Origin of the sequence: Campylobacter sp. RM12640, assembly GCF_020137595.1 — a bacterium.
Classification (GTDB): Bacteria; Campylobacterota; Campylobacteria; order Campylobacterales; family Campylobacteraceae; genus Campylobacter_E.
Genome location: NZ_JACGAU010000019.1, coordinates 1 through 25680 on the forward strand (window position 1 = coordinate 1; position 25680 = coordinate 25680).

19 protein-coding genes and 2 pseudogenes are annotated in these 25680 nt (G+C 25.5%); 7 read left to right on the plus strand and 14 right to left on the minus strand.

The window, feature by feature from the left end; translation table 11 throughout:
* Positions 1 to 183: pseudogene (locus AVBRAN12640_RS07465) on the plus strand (dihydroorotate dehydrogenase (quinone)); the annotation flags it as partial.
* A 13-nt stretch (positions 184 to 196) separates the two neighbouring features.
* Here the strand turns inward: AVBRAN12640_RS07465 and AVBRAN12640_RS07470 are convergent.
* Entirely contained in the window at positions 197 to 1099 is a 903-nt protein-coding gene (locus AVBRAN12640_RS07470; RefSeq protein WP_336608840.1) for a hypothetical protein, read from the minus strand.
* Positions 1071 to 1346 (minus strand): helix-turn-helix domain-containing protein, encoded by a 276-nt coding sequence (locus tag AVBRAN12640_RS07475; RefSeq protein WP_214117650.1) that lies wholly within the window; start codon positions 1344 to 1346, stop codon positions 1071 to 1073. Before AVBRAN12640_RS07475 ends, AVBRAN12640_RS07470 begins: the two co-directional genes overlap by 29 nt.
* A 121-nt stretch (positions 1347 to 1467) precedes the next feature.
* Between AVBRAN12640_RS07475 and AVBRAN12640_RS07480 the strand changes: the two genes are divergently transcribed.
* Both AVBRAN12640_RS07480 and AVBRAN12640_RS07485 read left to right on the plus strand, forming a co-directional pair.
* Positions 1468 to 1809 (plus strand): hypothetical protein, encoded by a 342-nt coding sequence (locus AVBRAN12640_RS07480; RefSeq protein WP_239803294.1) that lies wholly within the window; start codon positions 1468 to 1470, stop codon positions 1807 to 1809.
* Between the two features lie 894 nt (positions 1810 to 2703).
* A complete protein-coding gene (locus AVBRAN12640_RS07485) occupies positions 2704 to 3684 on the plus strand; it encodes a hypothetical protein (RefSeq protein WP_336608841.1) in 981 nt (326 codons plus the stop codon).
* Between the two features lie 193 nt (positions 3685 to 3877).
* Here AVBRAN12640_RS07485 and AVBRAN12640_RS07490 read toward each other — a convergent pair whose 3' ends face one another.
* From AVBRAN12640_RS07490 to AVBRAN12640_RS07500, 3 genes are read right to left on the minus strand one after another with little or no spacing between them, the layout of a single operon-like run.
* Entirely contained in the window at positions 3878 to 5038 is a 1161-nt protein-coding gene (locus tag AVBRAN12640_RS07490) for a BspA family leucine-rich repeat surface protein (protein WP_336608842.1), read from the minus strand.
* Between the two features lie 9 nt (positions 5039 to 5047).
* Positions 5048 to 5248 carry a hypothetical protein gene (locus AVBRAN12640_RS07495; protein WP_214120564.1) on the minus strand — a complete coding sequence of 67 codons (201 nt, stop codon included), beginning with the start codon at positions 5246 to 5248 and terminating at the stop codon, positions 5048 to 5050.
* 11 nt (positions 5249 to 5259) lie between these two features.
* On the minus strand, positions 5260 to 6489 hold the full coding sequence (locus tag AVBRAN12640_RS07500; RefSeq protein WP_336608843.1) for a hypothetical protein: 1230 nt from the start codon (positions 6487 to 6489) through the stop codon (positions 5260 to 5262).
* 115 nt (positions 6490 to 6604) lie between these two features.
* On the opposite strand from AVBRAN12640_RS07500, the gene AVBRAN12640_RS07505 reads away from it, so the two are divergent.
* The 3 genes from AVBRAN12640_RS07505 to AVBRAN12640_RS07515 all read left to right on the plus strand — a co-directional run bounded on the left by AVBRAN12640_RS07505 (position 6605) and on the right by AVBRAN12640_RS07515 (position 10716).
* Positions 6605 to 7477: a hypothetical protein gene (locus AVBRAN12640_RS07505; RefSeq protein WP_336608844.1), complete on the plus strand. Its 873-nt coding sequence runs from the start codon at positions 6605 to 6607 to the stop codon at positions 7475 to 7477.
* Between the two features lie 173 nt (positions 7478 to 7650).
* Positions 7651 to 9234 (plus strand): AAA family ATPase, encoded by a 1584-nt coding sequence (locus AVBRAN12640_RS07510; RefSeq protein WP_336608845.1) that lies wholly within the window; start codon positions 7651 to 7653, stop codon positions 9232 to 9234.
* Complete coding sequence (locus AVBRAN12640_RS07515) at positions 9235 to 10716, plus strand: VWA domain-containing protein (RefSeq protein ID WP_336608846.1); 1482 nt, start codon at positions 9235 to 9237, stop codon at positions 10714 to 10716.
* Here AVBRAN12640_RS07515 and AVBRAN12640_RS07520 read toward each other — a convergent pair.
* The 9 genes and pseudogenes from AVBRAN12640_RS07520 to AVBRAN12640_RS07560 all read right to left on the minus strand — a co-directional run bounded on the left by AVBRAN12640_RS07520 (position 10700) and on the right by AVBRAN12640_RS07560 (position 23949).
* Positions 10700 to 11332 (minus strand): DUF6037 family protein, encoded by a 633-nt coding sequence (locus AVBRAN12640_RS07520; RefSeq protein WP_336608847.1) that lies wholly within the window; start codon positions 11330 to 11332, stop codon positions 10700 to 10702. The two genes, AVBRAN12640_RS07515 and AVBRAN12640_RS07520, sit on opposite strands and share 17 nt — an antisense overlap.
* Before the next feature lie 514 nt (positions 11333 to 11846).
* On the minus strand, positions 11847 to 14516 hold the full coding sequence (locus tag AVBRAN12640_RS07525; RefSeq protein ID WP_336608848.1) for an ATP-dependent DNA helicase: 2670 nt from the start codon (positions 14514 to 14516) through the stop codon (positions 11847 to 11849).
* Between the two features lie 50 nt (positions 14517 to 14566).
* Positions 14567 to 15829 carry an LlaJI family restriction endonuclease gene (locus tag AVBRAN12640_RS07530; RefSeq protein WP_336608849.1) on the minus strand — a complete coding sequence of 421 codons (1263 nt, stop codon included), beginning with the start codon at positions 15827 to 15829 and terminating at the stop codon, positions 14567 to 14569.
* Complete coding sequence (locus AVBRAN12640_RS07535; protein ID WP_336608850.1) at positions 15816 to 17228, minus strand: McrB family protein; 1413 nt, start codon at positions 17226 to 17228, stop codon at positions 15816 to 15818. The genes AVBRAN12640_RS07530 and AVBRAN12640_RS07535 overlap by 14 nt, the downstream gene beginning before the upstream one ends.
* Entirely contained in the window at positions 17225 to 17956 is a 732-nt protein-coding gene (locus tag AVBRAN12640_RS07540; protein WP_336608862.1) for a hypothetical protein, read from the minus strand. The genes AVBRAN12640_RS07535 and AVBRAN12640_RS07540 overlap by 4 nt, the downstream gene beginning before the upstream one ends.
* 18 nt (positions 17957 to 17974) lie before the next feature.
* Positions 17975 to 19180 (minus strand): annotated as a pseudogene (locus AVBRAN12640_RS07545) (DNA cytosine methyltransferase); the annotation flags it as partial.
* 557 nt (positions 19181 to 19737) lie between these two features.
* A complete protein-coding gene (locus AVBRAN12640_RS07550; protein WP_336608851.1) occupies positions 19738 to 20682 on the minus strand; it encodes a hypothetical protein in 945 nt (314 codons plus the stop codon).
* The gene (locus AVBRAN12640_RS07555) at positions 20682 to 21119 is read right to left on the minus strand and encodes a Panacea domain-containing protein (protein WP_336608852.1); all 438 of its coding nucleotides are present in this window, start codon (positions 21117 to 21119) and stop codon (positions 20682 to 20684) included. The genes AVBRAN12640_RS07550 and AVBRAN12640_RS07555 overlap by 1 nt, the downstream gene beginning before the upstream one ends.
* Before the next feature lie 298 nt (positions 21120 to 21417).
* The gene (locus tag AVBRAN12640_RS07560) at positions 21418 to 23949 is read right to left on the minus strand and encodes a hypothetical protein (RefSeq protein WP_336608853.1); all 2532 of its coding nucleotides are present in this window, start codon (positions 23947 to 23949) and stop codon (positions 21418 to 21420) included.
* A gap of 915 nt (positions 23950 to 24864) precedes the next feature.
* On the opposite strand from AVBRAN12640_RS07560, the gene AVBRAN12640_RS07565 reads away from it, so the two are divergent.
* Positions 24865 to 25680 (plus strand): hypothetical protein, encoded by an 816-nt coding sequence (locus tag AVBRAN12640_RS07565; RefSeq protein WP_336608854.1) that lies wholly within the window; start codon positions 24865 to 24867, stop codon positions 25678 to 25680.

The following is a 25680-nucleotide window of genomic DNA, read 5'->3' on the forward strand; positions in this document are numbered from 1 at the left end:
GGGGTATTTGACGCGGCTCAAGCTTATGAGCGTATAAAATGGGGTGCTAGTTTAGTTCAAGTGCTTTCATCTATGATTTTCGTTGGACCTAGAATTGCTAGAAATATAAATGATGAACTTACAAAATTAATAGAAAACGACGGCTTAAGCTCAATTAATCAAGCCATCGGCGTAGAATTATAAGAATTTGAAATTCCTATTTCAAATTCTTGATTTTTCGCATTGCTAAAATATAGACTAAAATAAATGAAAATAAAAATAATCTATTCATATATTCATAAAAAATACCGCTTCTATCAAAGCAAATAATTTGAATATAAAAAGCTATAAAAGATATTAGAGTGATTATTTTTGTAATTGCTCTAATGTTTGATTTATAATGATTTAATAAATAAAATATATCAATATAAATAATAGGCATTATTATTATGCTAAGTTCAGTTAATGCCATTATAAACACTATTCCAACGATAAAAATAGTTAAAACAATAGTAATACCAAGATAAAAACTAAAAGGTATTATCAAATTAGTCTTACTAGCAATTGAGCTAAAATCTAAAGTTAAAAAATAAGCTAAAGAGCGTTTTGGAGTAATCTCATTAAAATGCCTTTCTTTTATCATTGATAAAATCAGTGCAAGTATGAAAAAAATAATAAAACCAATGGCTTTATAACCAAATGAAAGCATAAAATTATCTTCTAAATAAACCCTAAGCCAATGAAAGCATACTAAATAATAATCAATAAGATAAAACGCTATTATTACAATGATAGTTTTGATTATTTTATTTTTTGTGATTGAATTAAGCCTTTGTAAAGTGCTAAGAATTAGTATAAAATCAATAGCAAGATAAAAATTAGCATATAAACCCTGAAAAACAATTTGAGAATAACTCATAAAATCATTTTTAATAAAAATAAAATCTACATTATTAGCTAAAACTAAACGCACAAATCTTGAAAACTCTATCAAACAATAAAACAAGCCAAATGCTAAAATCGGAAAAACAAAAATCATAAAGGCATACGAACGCCTACTCATAGTAGCTCTTAAATCAAAATTAGCTACATTAATCAAAGCTTCTTTTATGCAATTCATTTTGTATACCCCCCCCCATTAACAACTCGCAAATATCAACGCCTAAAACCTTGCTTATATTATAAATATGCTCTAGATTAAAATGTTTGCCGTTTTTATTATTTTCACAATTTGAATAAAAGGCAATTGATTTTATGCCTATACTTAGGGCCAAATCTAGTTGGCTTATGTTTTTTTCGGTTCTAAATTTTTTAACATTACTTGATACTAATTTATAAAATTCTTCTATTTCTTCAGTGTTTTTCATACATTATCCTATAGGTAAAATCTAATAATTTAAACGATATAAAAATTTAAAATCTATACCCTATAGGATAAATTAATTTATTTATGATAAATTTGCTTTTAAATTTATTTAAGGAGAAAAAATGAAAAAATTGTTTTTATTTTCTTTAGTTGCATTAGCTTTTAGCTCTTGTGCTGCTATTGATAATTTCACAACCTATACTGAAGGCACTAAGATTACCCAAGATGAGCTTGATAGCATTGTAATTAACAAATCTAGCAAAAGTGATTTAGAAGAGAAATTCGGAGCACCTAGCAGAATTAGTTCTTCTAATGAATGTGAAATGTGGCATTATGATTTCGTTAAGATTAGTTCTTTTAGCCCAAATATAAATGATTCTAATGTTTTTTGTATCAACAAAAAAGGCATAGTAATTAAAAAACTAAAAGCTAAAACAAAAAGCAATAATCCATTATTAAGGTAAGAAATTATGAAAGATTTTTTTAATAAAGCATTTAAAGGACTTAATCCTAGTTATTATTTTAGGTATTTATTTTTGGCATTGTAATATCTGTTTTATTTTTATGTTAATAACTAACTTAGTCGGTAATATAATTGCTCCTATTGGATTAATATATTTATATTATTACCACAGCAAAAATCAAAACTAAAATTTGGCTTTTAAAGCCAAATTTTATATTTTATAGTATTGATAAATGGTATCCATACAAGTATTTTAATACAGATTTTTTACTAAAACGATTATTAAAAAATAACTTCTTACTACTAGCCCACAAATATATTTTCATTTTTAGAACATAATTAATAAGTAAGCATTAATAAATCTATGTTGTGTTGTAGCTATTGAATATTTATCTTTTATTATTAAAGGTTTTAATCATTTCATTGTTATAAAAATCTAGCTAAATTTATTAGAAATATTTTTATAACAATTATCAAATAGCCTTATTTTATTGACTACACTTACGATTATTTTTTAACTACAATTTGAGCTTTTTAACGAATTTAAATCAAATTCTAAGATACTTTTCCTAAACTACACTAAATCACCATTCAAAGCTCTTTTATGTTTTTAGCCAATCTTTTATACAAATTCTTTTAAACTTCAAAACCTCATCAATTCTTACTATTAATTTTTAAATTAAAAAGATGGCAAAAGAATTTATAAAAATTATCAAAATATAAAACTACAAATTTATATAGGATTTGAATTTTGACTAACGATTCTAAAATTACAAAATACATTTTCTTACTTTTTTGTAAAAAGTATTATTGCATTTACTTCACAAACAATAACCAAATAAAATTCACAATATATTAATCTGCTACAATATAAAAAAATATTTAAAGGTTGAAAATGAGAAAAGAAAAACTAGAAGAAAAATATAATTTTGTGAAAAATAAAAATAATTTTCAAACTATTTTAAATAATATTAACAATTTTGGAAAATCATCTCTTGCTTTAGGACAAATTTTATTATTTTTAATAATTGTTGGCTCTGCTTTTAGCTATGGCGTATTATATGTTTTTACATTAAAATACCCAATAGAGCTCACATTTGAACAATTATTGACTTTTGGATTCTCTAATATTTTTATTATTTTCCTAATAATATTAGTTATATATATGTTAATTGAAGTAATTATTGCATTTTCTTCTATGGAAATAAAAAACAAATTTGATTACTTAACAAAATATTTTTATATATCAAGTGCTTTAATATTTCAATTAATTATTTTTTTACGTTTCTCTTTAGATAGCTCTAAAAATTATTTGACTTTTTATATTTCAATGTTGCCATACGCTTTATTTATAGTAGCAACATTTGCAACAATAAAACGCAAAACAAAAATTAATACAATTAGAATTTCATGGCTTTTTATATCATTTCTTTACTTGATTTATTTAAATATTAACATATTTGCAAAAACAGGCTTAGGATATTATAACGCTACAATAATGGTTAATAAAAATAGTTTTATAAAAGATATGTTTGATGGTTTTTATGACAAAAATAACAAATATCACTATAAAGGCGATTATATTGAGCTAAAAGATGTGAAAGTATTATCAACTTTAGGAGATACTGCCTATGTGGAATTATGTAGTGAAAATATGGAGATAGGTAAAACATTAGAAAAAAATTGTAAAAAAACCATAAAGGTTGAATTTATCAAAAAAGACATTCACATAATAAGAAATGGTAAAAAGCAAAATGTTGCTAATACAGAAAATGGTAGCAATAAAACAAACAAAAAAGACAAAAAAGAAAATGAACAAGATTTAGAAAAACCTAAAGAGAATAAAAAAGAAGAAAGCGCTACAAAAAATAACTAGAATTTGAAATAGGAATTTCGTTTGTTTATAACTCTTAAAACTTAACTAAACAAACGAAATTAAATTTTTTTAAATAACTTTATTTTTTACTTTATCAATATTTTTGTTTAATTTAATCATGCTTAATAAAATCCCTAAATTTATAACCAAATTAAGCGTTGAATTTACTAACTCCATAATAATACTTTCTAGTCTAATTATTGGCTAATTTGCCACAACTTTTAAAAAACATTCCATCTATTTTTTTCGCACTACTCATATCAAAATCAAAAATTTGATTTAAACTCTTGCACCCACTAAACATTCCTGAAAAATCTTCAACATTTTTAGTATTAAAACTAAGCTTTTGATTAAAACTTCTACAATCTATAAACATATTTCTCATAGTTTTTACGTTTTTAGTATCAAACAATATCTTTTTATTTAAACTATAACAATCATAAAACATAGCACTCATATCAGTCACATTGCCTGTATCAAAATCAAGCTCTTGGTTAAAATTATCACACTCAAAAAACATTCCGCTCATACTAATAGCACTTGAGGTATCAAAATCTAAAGGCTGATTAAATTCCCAACATTTATAAAACATATTGCTAAAATCTTTTACATTTTTAGTCTTAAAATTAAGCCTAGAATTAAAACTAAAACATTCACAAAACATTCCATTCACATTAGTTACGCTACTTGTATCAAAATCAAGCTCTTGATTAAATTCTTGACATTCACTAAACATATAGCTCATATCAGTAACTTTGCTAGTATCACTAAATATAATGCTTTTATCAAGCTCTGTACAAGCCATAAACATTTCACTCATATCGGTTACATTTTGAGTGTTAAACTCAATTTTTTGATTAAAGTTATAGCAAAGATAAAACATCTTGCTCATATTAACCACACTGCTTGTATTAAAATAAACAGGTGCGTTAAAATCATAGCACCCATAAAACATTTCGCTCATATCAGTTACATTTTTGGTATCAAAATCTATTGCTTCGCTTGATAAACCCACACACCCTGCAAACATTCTTCGCATATTTGTTACTTTGCTTGTATTAAAGCAAGGGGTGTAATAAAGCCCCTTGCATCCTTCAAACATACCTTGCATATTTGTAACACTTGAGGTGTCAAAACTAAGCTTTACACCTATTCTCTCACTATCTTTAAACATATAGCTCATATCAGTTACATTGCTTGTATCCCAAGTATTAATACCTTCAAAATCCCACCAAAAAACACCATCAAAAAGATAACTCATATCAGTTATAAGACTAGTATCTATCTCATAAAGTTTGATTTTTTGAGTGTTCAAAATCTCTTTTAATTTTTCTTTTGTAGTAGGTTTAAACATACGAAATTCCTATTTTAAATTCTTTACTTGAAGCTTTGCGATAAGCTTGTCTTTTTTATAGCTTTCATAAAATGTAGTACCTAAAAGTATAATGGTCGTAATGCTTAAAAAAGAATTAGAATCAAACCCGTCTAAATAAGTCTTAAAAACAAAACCAACACTCATCGCTACCACCACCAAAACTTCTAAAATATACTTTGATTTTTTCATAATAATCCTTTCTAATTTAATTGTAATTTTTCTTTAATTTTATTTGCAATTTGCTCTTTGCAAGGCTCTATTTTTATCATTGAATATTGATTTAAAATCTGATTGATATTGCACAAAATCTCATTTAAATCCCTGATTAGTTTTTTTTGATTTTCTAGCCCTTCTAAATGCACAAAGGCATTTCTGATTTTGGCTATTTTGCATCTTATTTTATAAATAGATTTAAGGTATTTTTTAGCAAAATCATCAAGCTCAGAATTTTTAAAAATCCCATTCCAAAATACGCTAAATTTAGTACTTTTAGCGATTTTAAGTCCAAAATCACCCATAAAGTATTGATAAACTCCAACATCAAAACCTTCTTTAAGCATTATTAAAGAATTCAAATAATAACCCCTATCATAAAAAACCTTAGCAAGTATTAAATGGTTTTCAAACAATACTAAAGCTTTATGCTTATAATTATCAAAAACCATTTCATTTATTCTAAAACCCTGCAAAATATTTGTTATTTGCAATTTAAAAGGATAAAAAATGCTATTTTTGTCTAAACCATTTATTTTTTTGATAATTTTTTTATACAAAGGTAAAAATAATTCAAAATTTCCCGCTAGCAAATAATCCCCAAATTCCTTTAAATGCAAATATAAAGGCTCATCAGTGCTAACAAAAGGCATTTTTATATTTCTTGAAAATTCGTGCATTATAAATGCTAGATTTGTGAAATTCTCTTTGTATAAACTACTCACATTACGGACTAAGATTTTTTTATTATGCTTTGTAAACTCTATAAACTTTATATTATAAATTTTAGATAGTTTTACTAATTCTACAATTTGCTTATTATCTAGGTTTATTAGTGGTAAAATATATTTTTTGCTAGCTTTCAAATGAGTACTTATTTGTGATATTATGCTAGTTTTTTGATTGATTTTTATTATTGTTTGAGATTTTGAATTTTTATATTTTTTATGAGTTTTATCGGTACAAAATATATTAATTTTTATATTTTCATAGTGCTTTTTTATAAAATCTCTTTCATTTAGATATTTTTGTGATTTATTTTCATATAAGTATTCACAAGGTCTATATTTTATCCTATTATCTAATGCCAAAAATATACATTCATATTCTTTTTTGATAGTCTTTATTTGACTTTCTTTTCTAAGTGTTTCAATTATTTTTGCTTGTTCTTTTTTACTTGGCAGAAATGGTTTTAATTCATTTAATATTTCTAGCATCACCAACCTTTATTTTTAAATAATTATAATAATTTTTATTTTAAAAAGCAAATTTTAACATTTTTATGATATAAATAGAAAAATAATTATAAATATTTCTTTTTAGGATAGTAAAATGAAGGTTGATAATAAAGATTTAATGCTAATTGATTTAATTTATGAAAAAATTTCATCTAAAGATGAGCTTGCAAAAGCTTTAAATGTAAGCACCAAAACTATAGAAAATAGAACAAAAAATCTAAGCCTAATTTTAAGGTATAGCAAAAGGCTTGAAGGATATATTTTCACCGACTTACTACCAAAATACATAAGCCCAAAAGTTGTTTTTAAGCATATATTTGCCGAGCTTGAAAATGCAAACCTTGAAAGTGAATTTAAAGGACTTTTTAACGAATATTTTTGCTCACAAGAAAAGCTAATTGATACTTCAAAACTATCAAACCTAAACCAAAAAATCATCATGCTAAATCACGCAATAAACCATAACATTTTGCTAAGTTGTGAGTATAAAAACGAGCGAAAAATCATTCAAGCAAACCAACTAAAAGTGTCTAATTCTAAACGCTATCTTTATATAACCTACGATAAGAAAAACGGTGAAAACGTAGGAGAATACAGAACCTTTGCTCTAAATTCTATGAAAGATATAATAGCTTTGGAATATGTAAAAAATGGCGGATTTAAAAACACAAAAAGTGGAAATGCTTTTGGCTATGCTGAAGGTAAAAAAAGCGTAATTTTATACCTTAAAAATGAAGCAGCTAGTTTTTTTAAACGAGAAAAGCCAAAAAGTCATAATTTTAGATTTTTAAGCGAAGATGATAATGGTATAGAAATTGAGTTTTTCTACTCACCAAGCTCGGTTGAACTTGAAAGCTTCATCGCTTCTTGGCTACCACTAATTAGCATAAAAAACGACGATGAACTAGCCCAAAAAATCTATGAAAATATCCAAAACAACCTAAACGAACTAAGGAATTTAAAATAGGAATTTCGTTTGTTTAGTATAAAACCTATCAAACAAATAAAATTTATTTTTGTACTCATTTTAAAATATTTAAAATAAACCGTTTATATATTTAAACCACCAAAAAGTTTCAAATTTAAACAAGCTTCAACCTTATTTTAGTAATATCAAATAATTAAACAATAGGAGAAAACATGATAAATAATAAAAAAATAAAAAATATTTTAGAGCACATTAACAGTGATTTACAAGAAAGAGAAGAAATAGCATCTATAATACTTCTTTGCATGATAGCAAACAAATCTGTGTTTTTATATGGACCTCCAGGCACTGGTAAAAGCTACATAGCAAGAAAGGTTGCAAGTGTTTTTGAGAGTGATAAATTTTTTGATTATTTAATGGGAAAATTTAGCACTCCAGAAGAAATCTTTGGCCCATTTAGGCTTAGTGAGTTAAAAAAAGATAATCTTGAAAGAGATATTAAAGAATTTTTACCTAGTGTTGATTTTGCTTTTTTAGATGAGATTTGGAAGAGCTCTCCTGCTATCTTAAACTCGCTTTTAACAATACTAAATGAAAAAATCTTTAAAAATGGAAAAGAAACAATAAAAGTTCCGCTAAAAGGACTAATATCAGCAAGTAACGAATTCCCGCAGGCAAATCAAGGGCTTGAAGCTTTATATGATAGGTTTATTGCTAGGCTTGAAGTAATGCCGATTGCAAACAAAGATAACTTTAAAAAATTTATACAAAATGAAAGCAAAGAAGTAAAATTAAAAGAAAAAATTAAAAACACTGAAATAGAAGAGGTATTAGAAAAATCAAAAATCATCACAATAGATGAAAAAGTATTAGACATACTAGGATTATTTAGAGATAATATAAGTATTTATAATAATGAGAATAAAGATAGTGCAATATATATAAGCGATAGAAAATATAAAATGATTTTTGAGCTTATAAGAGTTATGGCTGTATTGTGCGGAAGAGAAAAGATAGAAATAGGAGATTTAATACTACTTGAGTATTGTGCGTGGGATAAACCAGAGCAAAAAGAAATAATAAAAGAAGCTTTAGTGAAAGCTATAAAAGACTTTTCTCCTAAAATTATGTTTGATTTTTCAAAAATAAATAAACTTAAAAAAACAATTAAATATGAAATAAAATACCAAAAAGAAGATTTTGCTTATGTTAAAGTTGATGATGAAGAATATATTTATACTAATCAAGAGCTTAAAACCTATTACGGAGATTCACAAAAAACTATATCTATATATATTAAAAAAGAAAGTTTATATAAAACAGATTTTCAAGAAATATACTACAAAGATCAAGATGGTTATTTAAAAAAATTATATGATTTTAGATATAAATATGATGATAAATCACATAAGATATATCATGGTCATGATGCAAGGTATAATGGCTACGACTATGCAAATAAATATCAATACGATAATGTAAATAGTATGCAATATTTAATTTCTGTTATATATACTTACAAAAAAGGAGATTATAAAAAAATATCATCTTTCGTACAACAATCATTTATCAAAGAATTAAAAAACAACATAAACACCATAGAAAATCATATGCAAAAATGCGAAGAAGAAAAAGAAAAATTTATTCAAACAATGAATAATCCATTTTTTGGTAAAAATAAGTTTGATATGTATTTTAAAGCTTTAGAAGATACAAAAAGCAATCTTAAGGCTAAAAAAATAGAATGTGAAAGATATTTAAAAATATTAGAAGAAGATGTAAGGATTACAAACTAAATGCAATATATCGAGCTTACAAACAATGAGATAATAGACAAAGCATTAAAAGAACGCATAAATAATTTTAAACAAAACCTAAAAGAATACCTTGCAAATATACCACAAAATTTGCAAGATGAAAAAAATAAGCTTTTTTATAACGAAATACTGATAAACCAACAAAACTATCCAGAATATAGTGAAGTTTTGAATGATTGTTTGTGTTTTAACGATGATTTTGATGATGATTTTTATCATGAAAAATATAAAGCTAAAGAAATAGAGTTAAAAGATAAGAAAAACTATAAAAAAGCACTTAAAAGCTATCATAATTCTTTAATAAAAAGTATTTATAACGAGTGGAGTGATATATATAATAAAAAACTATCAAATTGGCAAGAACAAGAAAAGCTAAAGAAAGAAAATGATTTTATAAAAAAACTTAAAGATTGGTTGAAATTTATAAAAAGCTTAATCAATATATCATCAAATCTAGGTATGAATGATGATTTTAAAAACAATCTTTACTATTCACTAGCTAGCTCTATAAGAAATGACGAAGAGCTAGATAAATACATAAGCCATAATTTTGGTAATGGATGTGGTTTGGAAGAAGCTTTAAATACTTTAAATGAATTTTTAGAATTTATAGAAAGTGAAAGCATAAAAAAACTATGTGATAAATTAGGCTCGCTAGAAGAATCTATAACAAAAACCAAAAAACATAAAGAAATGTTTCAAAAGTCATTTTCTCAAAACATACCTATACCAAGCAAAAATAAAGCAGAAATAACAGGCGTAACTTTAGATAATAAAATAGAAAATATAGTTCCTAGTGAACTTGCTTTGCTTGGTGGTGAATTTGAGATTGTGTTTGATTTAAAATATGTAGAAAAAAGACTACTTTGCTTTGAGAGTGTGGAGTATGAGAAAATAGAAGGACTTGAAGATATAGAAATAGAGGTTGAAAAGCAAGAAAGCGATAAAGGTCCTATGATTTTATGTGTTGATTTTAGTGGTAGTATGAGCGGAGAATGCGAGCACATAGCAAAAGCAGTAACATTATATATGGCAAAGCAAGCAATGAACGAAAAAAGAGAATGTTATATAATAACTTTTTCAACCAATATAAAAACAATACACCTAAGCAAAAACGCAACAATTTTTGATGTAATTTCTATACTTCAAATGAATTGTAGTGGTGGAACAGACCCATTTATAGCTATCAAACACGCTATAAAAAAGCTTAAGGAAGATAGTTTGAAAAAAGCTGATATTTTGATGATTAGTGATTTTGTATTTAATAAAAATGATAAAAATGAATTATTAAAATTACTAGAAAATGAACAATATAATAAAATCTATGCTCTATATTTAGGTTATTTTCAAAATTCAGTGGTTTGGGATAAAATATTTAATGAAGAATTTATCTATAACCTAAATACAAACGATATAGAAGAATTAGGAAGAGATTTGATTAGGCTTAATAATCATTATTGAAGTTGTCTAATATCTCTTCGTTTGTTTTTCGTCTATTTATGTCATTTGTATAGCAAAAACTTATATTTTTATCTTCACAAACAAGTTTATATAAACTAGGATTTAAAATTCTAGTTTTATTATCATTATAAATACTTCTTTGACCATTGTCGCTATTTCTTTTAATTGATAATGGATATATTTTTCCAGCTTCGTCATTATTAAATCCATTAAGTGAATTTAAAAGGCAATTTCTTTCAATATTTTCCAAATTCTCTCTAACTTTAGTTGGTATAAATCTTGAAATATATTCATAAAAATATCCCATAAAATCAAATAATTTATCTTGATATTTAATTCCAAAATAATCTCTAAATTCAGTTATGCTTACCATTCCTTCATCTCCTATTAAAAATTCTTTAGAATTTGCTTCTAACTCTAAAATACGATTTGTATCATCAGAATCTAAAAAAATTAGTCTTACCAAAGCATACTTATTACGCTTTGGTAATTCTATAGTAAATCTTTTTACTAAAACAACATAATCACTACCATTATATGAAAATAAAAAACTAGAAATTATCCAATCTTTTAATTCCATATCTTCTTTTAATAATTTTAAATTTTGTAATATCATAAACAACTCCTTATAAATTAATTTAGTATATTATGGTAAAAAATAATTAATAAATATCGGAGTTATAAAACAATTATCCGATATTTTCTCAAACTTTTGGTGATTTTAAAATCTTAATTCTTTTATAAAACAATAAAAGAAGTTTTAAAACTAATATACTCCAAACAAAGTGAAAAATAAAATAATAAGGAACTTAATATACCAAAAATAGCCCAATCAATTATTAAGAATAATGAGAATTAGGTTGTATAATTGAGATAATTCATTTTTATTCTTAAATATACTATAAAAATATTTTGAATTTTATATCATTGCAAATTTGCTTATAAAATAACTCAAAAATTAAAAATTGAAATCAAAATTTAATATATTTTCATATACTAAGCTAAAATTTAACAGCAAAACCCAACCTAAAATACACGGAATAAATTCTTTAAACAAACGAAATTCATTTTAAAATTCTGAATTTAAATTCCTATTTCAAATTCCGCTTAATTTTAAGTAAAACTAAACACTACAATTTTAAGCTAGGCTTTAATAAATTATAGTCCTTATCTATATCCCTTATCTTTAAATTATCCAAAACTTTTTTCTCTGTTTCTGGCGACCAATAAATAGTTAAGTCTTTTTTAGCTCTTGTTATGGCGGTATAAAAAATATTATGTGTTATCTGCTCTTCTATTTCATCAGAAACCATTAAAATCACATTATCATATTCTAAACCTTGAGCTTTATGGATAGATATAGCATAAGCTACATGAAAAGGCACAATGTGTTTTTCTTCATCATCGTTGTCGCTATCATCATTTTGCCTTTCAACTTTAAATCTAATCGTTGTTGAAATATCATCATGTGTCATAGCAACACACTCGTTCTTGTCTATATTATCAATAATCTTATAAATCTTTATTGCAAATTCAATATTATTATCATCAATAGGCTTTATATCTTCAATAATACCTTGCAAGTTATTATATATTTCATCTCCAAATCTTTTTGTATCATTGAACAAAATAGGATCACCTGTTTTATAAATAAGTCCATTAAAATAATATGGTTCATTTTTATTACTCTCTTGCAAAAGCGTATTAATATTATTAACACCATAAATTCCACCATAATTAAGACATAAGATAATGCTATTTTCATATTTTTTATCAAAACTAAAGCTACTTAAATTCTTAGAACAACCTTTCTTAATAGCAGTTTCTAGAGAAGATTCATCAAGCTTTCTTACATTATCCCACAATTTTTGCAATTTTTCATCTTGACTTCTATATACTTGTTTTAACTCAATACCATTAAAAATCTTTTTAGCTAATAAAAACCAATTCCCAAATCCAATTGATTCTATTTGATAAATATCTCCTACACATATCAAAATATCAAAATTAACATTTTTTAAAACTTGTATCATATCAGCATTATTAACTGTGCTGCTTTCGTCTATTACCAAGATATCACATGAGATTTTATTATTTTTTGCTTTTGCTATTGTGAAAAAAAGTGAATTCTTTGCATTTACTCTTTTTCTTAAATTATAAAGAGCTGAGTTTGTATTAGTTAAAAATACTTTATCAAAATCTGCAAAAGCATTGGAAAATAATTCAATAAGCATTGTTTTACCAGTTCCTGCTGCACCATATATTAATGCTAGTTTTGATTTTAAAAATACACTGCTTAAAAATTGTCTTTTTTCATCACAATCAACTTTGTGTGGATTTTCTTCTAAATATTTAGTTATAGCATTTTGATATTTAGAATCGCTGTCTTTAGACTTGTCTTGAAATAATTGCATAATCTTTTTTATATTATTTTCATATTCTTGCATATAAAAATATTTATCATGCAATATTCCAACCCCTCTTTTTTCTCTATGTTTATGATAAAGTTTGTTATGGTATTCGTCAATCAAAGCATTAATATTATCATTTTCAAAAAAATGCCCTAATTCATCTTTAGAAATATATAAATTTCCATTTACATCTGAATTATTTCTTATTTTTCTAACTAAAAGTTCATGTTTTCTATGTTGCACATCTATACAATTATACAAATCATAAAACTTTGGATTATGACCCTTTAAAGAAGAACAAAAAGGCATAGCATCAAAAGGCATGCAACCATAGTCTAAATATAAATTATTTAAATATTGATTAACACTTAAAGACAATTGTTTTTTTATTACGTTATTATGCATAGTATTTAAAATATATCTTAAACAATTTTCGCCTTCACTTTTATCTTTGATAATCTTTCTAGCTTTATTTAAACACTCAAAGAAAAATACAAATTTATCTTTAGCAAATTGCTTTTTAATTTCTAAATATTTTTCTGATAAAACAATATCTAATAAATTCATATTTTCTTTTTGCATATGCTCCATAAATTGAATGTACAAGTTGGTTCTTTTAAAATTGTAATTTTGTCGCATAAAAATAGAACAAAAATTTTTAATCTCACAAGGTCTTATATTGACTTTCCAATCTGTAATGATTTTTATAGGTATTGAATTGCCAAAAACATCAATTTCTGTGTTATGTATCTTTAAAGATACAGAATAATTATCCATAATATTTAATTTTGTAAAAGCTATTATCTTATCAAACTTACTAGCATAATCATGTGCTATCGTAAGAGATATTTCATAATAAATCTCATTTTCAATAAAAAATGGTTTCTTAGAATGTATATAATATATACCATAATAGCCAAATAAATTATCATTACCATTGATTGAATTAGCTACCGCTAAATAATATTTCAAACTATTAGTATCCATGTTAATTGGAAACTTTTCAAGACACTCTAATGTGTCTAACCCGCAATATTCTTTATGAAGTTTTCTAAGCTTTAGTAAATACTCATAATACTTTAGCATTAGTCTTTCAGAGCTATCTTCGTTGGATAAATAATGAGATAAAGAAATTTGAAGAAAATCATGAAATTTTTTAAAATCTTGATATTTTGATTTATCGCTTACATATGCAATTGCTTTTTTTATACTATCATATCTGTCAGTTATATTATCATTATTATCAATATTATAAAGCATTATAAATGTATGCTCTAAAAGAGTTCGTAAATTACTCAAAATATTTTGAGAAATAAATCCTCTATCTCCTTCTAAGTTTATATTTTTACATATATTATTACTGACATTTATTATTTGTTCTTTTGACATTACCAATCCTTGTTTTTATTAAATTATACAAAAATTTAAAAATAAACCAACTAAAACTTTATGTATTTATCGAATACTTCTTGGTCATAAAGATATAAAAAATGTATTTTTTTACCTTTAAATATCTCAAACTCCACATAATCTTTATTTTCGTCACTTTCAGTATCGCTTGGAAACACAAAAATATTTTTAATAACTTTATGGGTTTTCTCATAAGATAACTGATAACAAAACTGCTTTATCACATCTCCTATTCCAGGGTTTTTATATATTGTTTTATTATCAAACTTTATATCATAATATTTAGCATCGTATATTTCTATAGTATTTTCATCTTTATTTTCAATAACGATATCAGGCTCTAAAGTATCTTTTTCGCAAACTGTTCCGTTCATATGCCATTTTGGTTTTTGCTCAATCGGTTTTTTATTACCACCAAAATACACTTTACAAACATCTTCCCATACCATATGAAAACTAGAAGTTCCAACAAACGAAATAAATTCCCCGGCCATACCATAACCACTGTTTAATAAATACTTCTTAATCATCTTTAAGGTGTTTTGTCTATGAGTTACAAACTGTCTAGACAATTCTTGTTCAATCTGCTTAATAATGTAATTTTTATCACCAAAACAAATAAGCTTTTCATCGCTAAGTCTTATATGGTTTAATTCTACTAAGGCTAAAATATCCTCTAATCTATTGCAAATTTCACTTAATATAACAGCGTGCAATCTTGTAAAATAATTTCTTTCATTAATTTTTTTATTGATACTAAAGGTATCCAAATAAATAGGGATATTATTAGAAAAATATACTGATGTATCGCTCATAGTTTTATCCCAATGAATTTCATTGTCTCCATTTAACTCAAAAAATTGTTTTTTATGCTCATACAAACCATATGTGGCATAATCTTTGATAAAACTAATCGCAAAAGAAAGTAAATTGAAGTTAAAACATTCATCAAAGCTACCTAAATTTTGAATATGTTTTTTATGCTCATATTTTTTGATAACTCTTATAAGCATTTTTAATACACTACGATTATTGTCATTTTGATAATTTTGCAAATATTTTGGATATACAGCAAAGCATATATTATCCACCATAACAACACCTACATAGGTAAACGCATAGATATTTTTATGGTTAAATTGTTGTAGTTGATTTTGTGAAGTAAGTTTTATTATACCTAAAGCTAAAAGATTTTTAATAATTTCGCTTAGTTTGTCTTTTGATACACCAAATAAACTAAGTAAATCATCAAATGAGTACCTTTTTAACTCTTGTAAATTAATTATCTTCATTATTAGCTTGAATTATTTCTTCTGTTATTTTTCTATTTAGGTTAAAAAGTTCTAAAACATTTTCATCAAATTTGTTGCATACATCAGAATAAGACCTAGTTTCATTAAACACCATATTTCTGCAAGTTTTTACAACATCTTCATATAAATACATCAAAACTTTATCTTTGATAATTTTGGTGCGTTCATTTATGTCTTCCATATCTAAAACTGATTTTGATACAAAATAAGGTCCTAAAAGTTTATCTTCTGGAATTTCTAATTCTAAAAGCTTTTCGTTTAATGCTGTTCTAAAATCATTCCAACTTATCTTATGCCCATCTCTTGATTTAAAACAATACTTTTTAAATTCTTTATCATTAGCTGATGAATTTATATCCATATATTCAAAGTTCCATCTACGTTTAAATGCAGTATCTAGCGGCATTACACCTTGATCTGCACTATTCATAGTAGCCCAAATATAAAAATTACTAGGAAATGATATTTTTTCATATTCATTGCCGAATTGTTTTTTAATATCATCAGAACACTCATCAAGTTCAAACTTTAAAAATTCTTGCATTTCTTTAGATGTTGCTACAGAGTATTCACTATAACCTTTTGTGTTTCTATCCAATAACTGAAACATATCTCCAAACACAGCTGCAACATCTGCTCTATTTATCTCTTCTATAATTAAAAGGTAATTTGTACTTGGATTTTTGAATGCTTTTAAAAGCACTCTTAGCAAGACACCTTCTACATATTTATAAGTGATACTTTCTTGGATATTACCATCTTCATCTTTTTTAACACTTCCACCCTTTAATTTTAAAATCTTAGGAAAAGGCTTATAAGAACCTACAAAATGACTATAAAAATAATTTGGATGAAATGTAACTCTTTCGTAATTATTACCAAAACACTCTTGTGCCTCTTTATTTAAAAGATAGCTTTTTCCAGTTCCTGGTGCTCCAAAAAATATTCTTTGATGTGGTTTTGATATTTGTTTGTGATTATATATTTGATTAATTTCATCTGTTGTTATTAAAGCATGTCTATCATCGGGTCGTTTTCCATCTATAAATAAACTACTGAAAATGTCATATCTAAAATCACTTTTAAAAATTATTTCTAATACATACTCATTTGTCTTGTCATACAAGACTAAAATATCATCTACTTCTACATTATCTCTACTTTTTTGCTCACATTCAGCTCTAATAAGTTTTTTAAAATCTCCGCCAAATCGATAGTCTCTAGCATCATTTATTACAACATCACCTACTATTCCACTTAATATGCCCCTAACCTTAAAACTTCTATTATCTTTAAAAAAAATATTAAGAACTTCTTGATTAATACTAACTTCTTTTCTAACATCATGATCAAACACTCTTCTTAAATATATATTCATTCAATATCCTTGCTCCATTGTTTTGCCATAGCTTCTGCTATACCTTGAAAAGTCTTGCTTCTAAGCCTTCTTCTCTCATCTTCATTTTTTGCCTTAGTAAAAGCATCGGAATACCATTTAGCTATCTTTTTTCCACTGCTTAATTCTATAAATTCACCCTTTTCAACCATATTTGTTGGCTCTAATAAAGGTAAATTTTTAAGCCATAAACAAGTAGCCTTAGATGCCTTATCTCCAAAAAAATACGGATGAACTATTTGGCTAGGTTTTTTATATTCACTACTCATAATACCTATTGGATTTTCTACAGCTATATGTTTTATGTTAGCATTTGCTAATTTTAAAAAAAATTCAATAGCGTCTTTTCTATCTTTTGCCCTATTTGGATATTTTGGATGTGGTCTTCTTTCTTCTAATGGTAAATCTTTATCATCTGGATGATAATACCATCTAGCACCACTAACAGCCAAATATGTGCAAGGTGGATGGGCTATCATCAAATCCCACTCTCCATCTATATAATGCGTTCTTCCATTTTCTAATACCCCACCCCTATTTTCAATAATTTTAAAAATATCTTCTTTAAAATGCCATTCCGGATGTCCACCACTGCTTTCTTGAATATCACAGCTAAAGGCATTAAAACCAAGCTTTCTAAACTCCTTACATACTGTTTGGCTTTCTTCACAAGCTATTAAAATATTTTTAGTAGGTTTTTTATAAAACACATCATAAACAGCATGAGCAATGTTTTTAGATAAATTAACAGGTACAGCATTTCCTATCATTTTAAAACAATAAGACTCAGAGCCACTAAAAGGATAATCAATAGGAAAATCTTGCAATAACGAAGCCTCTAAAACAGTAATAGACCTTAATTGGTTTATATCAGGGTGAATAAACATCAATCCATCTTTTTGCAAGTGTGAAACAATAGTAGGTGATGGCTTGTCCCAATATAAATTTCTATATTTAATATGTTTAGTTTTTTTACCTGTTTTTTCATAATAAAATTGTATTTTTTCATCTGTACTAAAACTATTTAAATCATTTTTTAGCCATTCTTTAAATATTTCAATATCTCGTTGGTTATGGTACCTAGCATTATGCAAATTAATATATTTTTTACCTATTAATTCATGAGAAATATTTTTATTGCTTTGTTTATAACTTTTGTTTAATGGTTTAAATTTTGGTAGATTTTTAATAACATCTATAACATTTTTTTTATCATTACTTTTATAGGTTTCTAACAATTCATAAAATTTATCAATCTTGTTAGAATATTCTTGCAATACACCAAAAATAATAACTCTTTTTCTATCTTGCGCAACACCAAAATCATGAGAATTAAATATAGATTTTTTTAAACCTTCTAAATCCCTAATTTTATATCCTATTTTTTCGAAAGCAGAAATTATTTCATAAATTATTAACTCACCTTTTGGTTTAGCGCTTAATATGCCAGGGACATTTTCAAAAACAAAACACTTTGGTTTATAAAAATCAACAATTTTTACAAAACTTTCAAAAAGATAATTCCTATAATCACCTTTCATAGAATTTTTATCTTGCGCTCTTCCTACTAATGAGTATGCTTGACAAGGGGGGCCACCAATGATAACATCAACTGTTTTATCACCTAAAATACCATTTAATCCTTGTTGTATAACTTTACTAGAATTATTTTTTCCATAGATATCAAGTAAATCACTAGACCAATCTCCATGAATTAGCTCTTCAGTTTTTTGTATATCAAAATAAATAACGGTTTCTAGAGCATGTTTTTCAGAATATCCATGTCTTTTTACTAAATTATTTCTCAATGTTTGTACCATTGGTAGTTCCCATTCAACATGGGCTAAAAATGAAAAATGATTTGTTTTTAAAAACCCTTCTGAAAAACCACCACATCCTGAAAATAAATCTATCACATTTAATTTTTTATCCATATTACTACAATACACCCTAAAAGTTATATCTAAACCATTTATTGTATCAATTACTACTTAAATTTTATAAACAAACAAAATTTGTATCTCAAAAATCATAACCTAAAGCCATAAATCATCTACCATATTTGCCTAAGTAAATTTTTGATTAGGGAGTTTATGTAGTTTTCTATGTCATTTACTTTATTGATTTTTGCTAAAAATAGTATCATTGTTTACTATAAGTTCAATTGCGATTTTATTTTTGATACTTTCATCAAATTAAGACACATTAGCAAACTTGCCAAACTCACTATCAAGCAAGGCAATGATTTGCCACACATCATCCTTATCAAAATCCCTAGCAAGATTATGCTCAAGTGGGTCATCTGCCAAATCCTTTTCAAATCCCTAGCCAAATCACAGCTAAGCTTATAAAACTCACTCTCGCTAAGCCTTTTTGCCCTACCATTGCTACGCCTTTGAAATTTTAAATGCATTTTAAACAACTTGCATTAATTTAGGCTAAATGCAAAAGCCCTTGCGTGGCGGAAATTTAATTTGTGTATTTAAAATAGTTAATTTATAGAAAACCAAAATAATGGTGCTGAATTTATATTAATATGATTATATACACCAAAACAAACAAAACTAATTAATATCAAATTAACAATAACAATAAAAGCAACCATCCACCAACTACAAGCTTTGTTGTTTCTAATCTTATTTATATATGATAATAAAGCAAAAATAAGATTTACAAATACTATTACAGACATACTAAAAGCTGAAATAAGTTTAAAAATATCTGCTTTATCTATATTTGAAAGTATAGAAGAAGTAAAAGTCAAGCTTCCAACAAATGACAATATAATTGAAGCAAATATACCTAAAACTACAATGTAGTCATTTTTAGATTTTTCCAACTTCTCTCCAAGCTCTTTTAAATCAGCTTTGTATTTTTTAATATCATCTTCATGTTGTTCTATTTTTTCTTTATAATTCTCAATCAGCACTTCATGCTTTTCTATATCATTTTTATAATTTGTAATTTCTTCTTTTTGCAAATCAATTTTTAAATCAACTTTATTGATTTTTATCAACTCAATATTAATAGCTTCTCTATTTGCCTCGTAGTCTGATTTTTCTTTTAAATAATCTTCTAGCTTTTCTAACGCTGCTATAACATGCTCATTTTCTTTGGTATTTTCATTTTTTAAAATTTTCAAACATACTTCTATATAATGTAATAAAATTCCAATGTTTCTTCTTATATCTTGTCTTTTGTTTTGTTTTAATAAATCAAAAATTTGAAAATACTTATGTTTTTTATTATGACTATAAAGATTTTTAAAATCATTTGCTATATCTTGTATTTTATCATCTTTATCGACAGCTAATTTTTCATTCTGATTTTTAAACAAAAGCCTTCTAAATAAGTCATCTTCTCTACCACTATCGTAATCTTTTTCTATTTTTGATAAAATATTTTTAAATTCATTAATATCTATAAATCTAGACATTACAAGCCTCTAGCTTCTTTATAAATTAAATCTTTTTCTATTGTATTACCTATACCATCTCTATTTTTATATGTAATATCCCATGCACCACCTATTTTATGGCTCATATCTACTAGCTTCCACGGATTTATTTGCAAACAAGCTTCTATTAATCTTATTTGATTATCGCTCAACCAAATTTCATCATCTACATAATCTTGTATTGGACCAGACGCAAATATAGAATATCGACTATAAACTTCATGAATTATAGGCCCATAAGGATATGCCACAAAATCATCATCAAAAAGTGGCATATTAGGTTCATTATATTTGAAATTTTGCATTTGTAAAAAATATAAAATTTTTTGTAGTTGTAAATTACTAATTAAATAACCATGATTATTGCAGTAACCAATAACTTGTCTTGCGTAATATATAGCATTTTTTACAAACATATAGAGCTCCTAATATTTTACCTTTTATGGAATATTTTAATCTATTTTAACTTATTTTAATAACATAATTAACTTATTGTGTCAATAAATATTCAAACAGATAAAACTTCGGTTTTATTTTTTATATTATAAATAAATTTTACTAGAATAAAAAATTATATATTTTAAAATACATGAAATAAATTCCACAAAGCCACAAATGTCACTTGTTTGGCTTTGGAATTTATTTGCGTATTTGGAATTTGAATTCGGAATTTCGTTTGTTTGGCAAGTTTAAGCAAACAAACGAAATTTGGTTTTAACTTGGGATTATGGAGTTTTTACGCATTGTTTTTTGCAAGGCAAATATACAAAACGCAAGAACCAAATAATAAGCTATATTAAGCCTTGAAACCCCACCATCTATCGCTATGGCTCGTTTTAGCTCGGGGGCTTCATCTAGCAAATCTGATGATTTTAGCTCGTCTTTGTAGTCTTTTAGGGTCTTTTTGGCTTTATAAATGCTTTGCTCGTTTTTATCTTGGTTTGATTGCTCGTAGATAAAATTAACACTTAAATCCGTTTTATCAAAAATGCTGATTTGTTCTAGTTTGGCGTTTTTACTCAAAATGGTTTTGCTAGGCTCAAATTCTTTTAAGTCCTTATCATTTGGAAGTATTATTCTAGCTAGCTCTAACGCCTTTTTATCATCTAAATCATCTATGGCTTTATATAGATAATGATTTCTCGCATCTTCTGAAAACGCCCCTAAAAATGGGGTTATTATATTAGGGCTACATAAAATACCAATTATTCCAACTGCTCCTAAAATACCAAGTAATTTTTTAAATTTGCTAAAAGTTAAAACCAAAGTTATATAAACGATAAAACACAATACATAAAGAGTAGAAAAAGCAAAATTTTTTAAATCAAATGAGTTAAAAACCATCTTTGTATAATTTTCTATCGGTTGAGCTTTACCAACTAAATAATCAAAATTGTTTGCAACTATTTCTGAAGACAAGCCAAAATTTATCATAAAATACCCACCGATGACACTTAGAGTAAATAAAAGTATCTTTAAAAAATCAGTGTGATGGTCGCTTGTTGTTCTGTTAAGCTTTAAAAATAACCTATCAAATACTTCAATAATTGTTAATTTTGCACTCTCCGATGCAGTTTTTTGATACATACTAGATGTATATTTAACACCATTAATTTTTTTACAATAATCAAGCTCTAACTCTCTAGCATATAATTCTGATTTTTTATTCTCTGTTGCAACTAATAAATCATTGTTTTTAATAGCTTGGTCTTTCATTAACCTATAAGTATCTGTTATAGCTCCTAACCTATTCATTGTGCTTTCAATATTTTCTTTTTTATAACAATCTTTGTTTAGCTTTTCATTACTTTCGCCAATGCGCAAATTAAAAGTTTGAATATTTGCAGAATTAGCAAATTTAGCTAATGCAAATTTTGGAGCTTTATGAAATATAACAAAAAGCAAAGAAAGAATATCATTGAAAATAGTATAATCAAATATAACTTCTTCTTTAAATTCTGATATATCAAAATCAATTACTTTATCAACTATATTTTTTTCAAATTGAACTTTATCTTGAAAATAAGACCTATGAATTTGAATATATCCATTAAATGTGCAGTCAGAAATCGTAACTTCACAATTAAAACAACAATTAGATAAATTAGCATCGTCTTTAAAAGTTGAATTTTGAATCACTAATCCTTTACTAAATTTGTTTATATTTGATTTATCATCATCAGCAATAGTTAAACTAAAAGATTTTTCAAATACAGTTTTCTTTATATGAAGTATTATGTTTTCAAAAGAAACTTTGCTAAAATCCACATCACTTAAAAATATAATATTATTAAGCTTTAAAATTTCATCTGCATCGCTCTTTAATGTAACACAACTACCAAAAGTAACTTTTTCATGAAATATAAGCGTATCTAATGTTATATCTTGTTTAAATTCCGTTTGGCTAAAATCTGTTTCTTTTTTAAATATCACATCTTTAAAAATTATACTAGCTTTAAAATCTATTGGTAGCAATATTGTTTTTATGCCAAAATCTAACCTATCAGCTACATAAAAGTAATCTTCAAAAACCACCTCATTAAAAAATATAGATTTAATATTATGTAGATTACACTTTATACAATCAAATTCTTTATCAAATTGAACCTTTGATAATTCAAGGGTGTCTTCATCAGTATTTAAAATAATTTCACAGTTATCTTTAAAACGGGTATTCATAACAAATAATTCATGCTTTTGGTTTTTTCTAGTTTCAAAGATAAATTTCTTTTCAAAAACACACTCGCCAATCAATAATTTATTACTAAAATAACAATCGATAAAAGTTAAATCATTAAAAAAATTAAATCCATCTAAAGTTGTTTTATCATGTATGTAAAAATTACATTTTTCAAAACTTAAACTTGTAAAAATTTTTATAAAATTACTATAGTTATCATTTTCTAAGACACTTTTATCTATTTCTATAAATGCATTGCTAAATAATGCAATATAACGCTTTATTAAATGCTTAGAACAATCAAAGCTAATGTTTTTAAATATCACTTTTAATAAATAATCTATTTTAATACTACTAGGTGTTATATCTTGGATTTTATACTCTAAATCGTGATTAGGATTAGAAATACCAACTATTATTTCTAATTTACCCTTATTTACTTCAACATCAAAACTAAATTCAATATCATTTGATAATTGAAAAACACTACGCAAATAATTTTCAATTTCATTAAATTTCTTTTTAAGTTCATTTTTTACATCTTCATTTTGTATATTTTCAATCATTCAAAGTCCTTTACTCTTAGTTTCCACTTAAAAGCTCGGTTAAAAGGTGGGATTTGAGGGTGGTTTTGGCTGCTATTAGCTCGTTTAGACACTCCAAACGCTCATCACACGCAATTACCCCCCCCCTAACTTATTCTGTTCTTATAAACTTAGGAATTTTACTTTTAAAAAATTAGTTTTAGATAAATTATATCTCATGCTACCTTGTGCTAACTTCATTAATTTTTCCATAAAAATAGAACTCCTAAAATAAAAACTCGCATACTTAGTATTTATCATTTCATTAGGTCTAAAGCCAAAGCTATTTAAATATAAATTTCACATTCTTATAAAATAACAAATAAAGTCCATATTTCGTATATGATTTTAGAAAAATAGTAAAAAATACATCTTCTTTATTTTTTTTCAGCATCGTTTATTTTAACACTATCAAAAATATTTTTATATGTAATGCAGTTTAAGTTATCATCTTCAAATTTTTTTCTTTTTTATCTAAAAGCCTATTGTAAGTTAGACCCAAATCATTAATCATTACTTTTTGCTAAAGGCTGATAAAGTTAGCAAACCTTATTTTGCCACTTAGTAGCTCGTTCATTAGGTGGAATTTTTCTTTTTCTAATTCTGATTTTAAATTCTTTAAATTTTATATACTCATCATAGCAATTTAAAATCTCGGCAGTTTTTCAGTATAATTTATCGGTATTTTATCGGTTAGTAGCTGTAATCATCCAAGAATTTCTTTAGTGTATTTTCAATCAAACATAATTTATAAGCCAAAAACTAACTTTCTTGCCCTGTTCTTAGGTAAGTTAAATTAATGAATATGTTTTTAACTTAAATAAGCTAAATTAAAACATATTTAATTTAAAAATATTAATATACTCATTTAAACATTCCAAAGCAAAGGAGTCACAAATGAATAGTGTTATCACTATTGAAGAGCTAAAAGCACAAAATCCAAAATTTGATTTGGCGCTAGGCGTAAGACTCATAAATAGTGGAGATATTATAGGTGGGGGATATCAGGTAATATTCGCAAGTGAACTAGAAATATCAACAAGTTCAAACATTAGCTATGAAGATGCCGAACAATCCCTTAAGAAAATGGTTAGTCTTATGGGTTTTAATGCTATCATCAATATAGTAAGATCTCAACATACTAAGAGTATGAATGCTACCGAGACAGCACAAACTCATACAAGTTATAATCGCAACATAATAACTAATAATTTATCTTCATCAATATCTACAACAAATACAAGTTCAACAATTATGGTCAATAATGTATTTAAATTAAAAGGTACTGTGGCATTAATAGGTAGAGAAAATCACGCAAACGGAGTAGAAATTGATTATGAAAGATTAAAACAAAATTGTATAAATTTCTACGAATGTATAGAATTTTTAAGATATGTTTACAAATCTAATCAAGAGCTAAAAACAATACACCAAGAAAGTAAAAATTATCCAATCAATTTAACAATTATTCTTATTATCTCATTGATATTTGCGTGTAATTCAAGTCTAATTACAGGAGCTATAATTTTCGTAGTATATTTCATAATATCATGGCGTTATTATGAAAGCACGATTACTAAAGAAAATAATACATATAAAGATTTAGCATCAATAGAACCTAATCTAAAAACTTTGGTGAATAAATACGGCGAAGTTATTTTTGATATTTATCAATTATCACCATATATTACTTTAAAACATGTAGGAGAATAA

Excerpts from the sequence above, each read along its gene's own strand:
- AVBRAN12640_RS07485 (WP_336608841.1), top strand. The coding sequence starts at position 2,704 with ATGAGAAAAGAAAAACTAGAAGAAAAATATAATTTTGTGAAAAATAAA.
- AVBRAN12640_RS07505 (WP_336608844.1), top strand. The coding sequence starts at position 6,605 with ATGAAGGTTGATAATAAAGATTTAATGCTAATTGATTTAATTTATGAA.
- AVBRAN12640_RS07510 (WP_336608845.1), top strand. The coding sequence starts at position 7,651 with ATGATAAATAATAAAAAAATAAAAAATATTTTAGAGCACATTAACAGT.
- AVBRAN12640_RS07560 (WP_336608853.1), bottom strand. The coding sequence starts at position 23,949 with ATGATTGAAAATATACAAAATGAAGATGTAAAAAATGAACTTAAAAAG.
- AVBRAN12640_RS07515 (WP_336608846.1), top strand. The coding sequence starts at position 9,235 with ATGCAATATATCGAGCTTACAAACAATGAGATAATAGACAAAGCATTA.
- AVBRAN12640_RS07530 (WP_336608849.1), bottom strand. The coding sequence starts at position 15,829 with ATGAAGATAATTAATTTACAAGAGTTAAAAAGGTACTCATTTGATGAT.
- AVBRAN12640_RS07490 (WP_336608842.1), bottom strand. The coding sequence starts at position 5,038 with ATGTTTAAACCTACTACAAAAGAAAAATTAAAAGAGATTTTGAACACT.
- AVBRAN12640_RS07550 (WP_336608851.1), bottom strand. The coding sequence starts at position 20,682 with ATGTCTAGATTTATAGATATTAATGAATTTAAAAATATTTTATCAAAA.
- AVBRAN12640_RS07500 (WP_336608843.1), bottom strand. The coding sequence starts at position 6,489 with ATGCTAGAAATATTAAATGAATTAAAACCATTTCTGCCAAGTAAAAAA.
- AVBRAN12640_RS07495 (WP_214120564.1), bottom strand. The coding sequence starts at position 5,248 with ATGAAAAAATCAAAGTATATTTTAGAAGTTTTGGTGGTGGTAGCGATG.
- AVBRAN12640_RS07565 (WP_336608854.1), top strand. The coding sequence starts at position 24,865 with ATGAATAGTGTTATCACTATTGAAGAGCTAAAAGCACAAAATCCAAAA.
- AVBRAN12640_RS07535 (WP_336608850.1), bottom strand. The coding sequence starts at position 17,228 with ATGAATATATATTTAAGAAGAGTGTTTGATCATGATGTTAGAAAAGAA.
- AVBRAN12640_RS07475 (WP_214117650.1), bottom strand. The coding sequence starts at position 1,346 with ATGAAAAACACTGAAGAAATAGAAGAATTTTATAAATTAGTATCAAGT.
- AVBRAN12640_RS07525 (WP_336608848.1), bottom strand. The coding sequence starts at position 14,516 with ATGTCAAAAGAACAAATAATAAATGTCAGTAATAATATATGTAAAAAT.
- AVBRAN12640_RS07480 (WP_239803294.1), top strand. The coding sequence starts at position 1,468 with ATGAAAAAATTGTTTTTATTTTCTTTAGTTGCATTAGCTTTTAGCTCT.
- AVBRAN12640_RS07555 (WP_336608852.1), bottom strand. The coding sequence starts at position 21,119 with ATGTTTGTAAAAAATGCTATATATTACGCAAGACAAGTTATTGGTTAC.
- AVBRAN12640_RS07520 (WP_336608847.1), bottom strand. The coding sequence starts at position 11,332 with ATGATATTACAAAATTTAAAATTATTAAAAGAAGATATGGAATTAAAA.
- AVBRAN12640_RS07470 (WP_336608840.1), bottom strand. The coding sequence starts at position 1,099 with ATGAATTGCATAAAAGAAGCTTTGATTAATGTAGCTAATTTTGATTTA.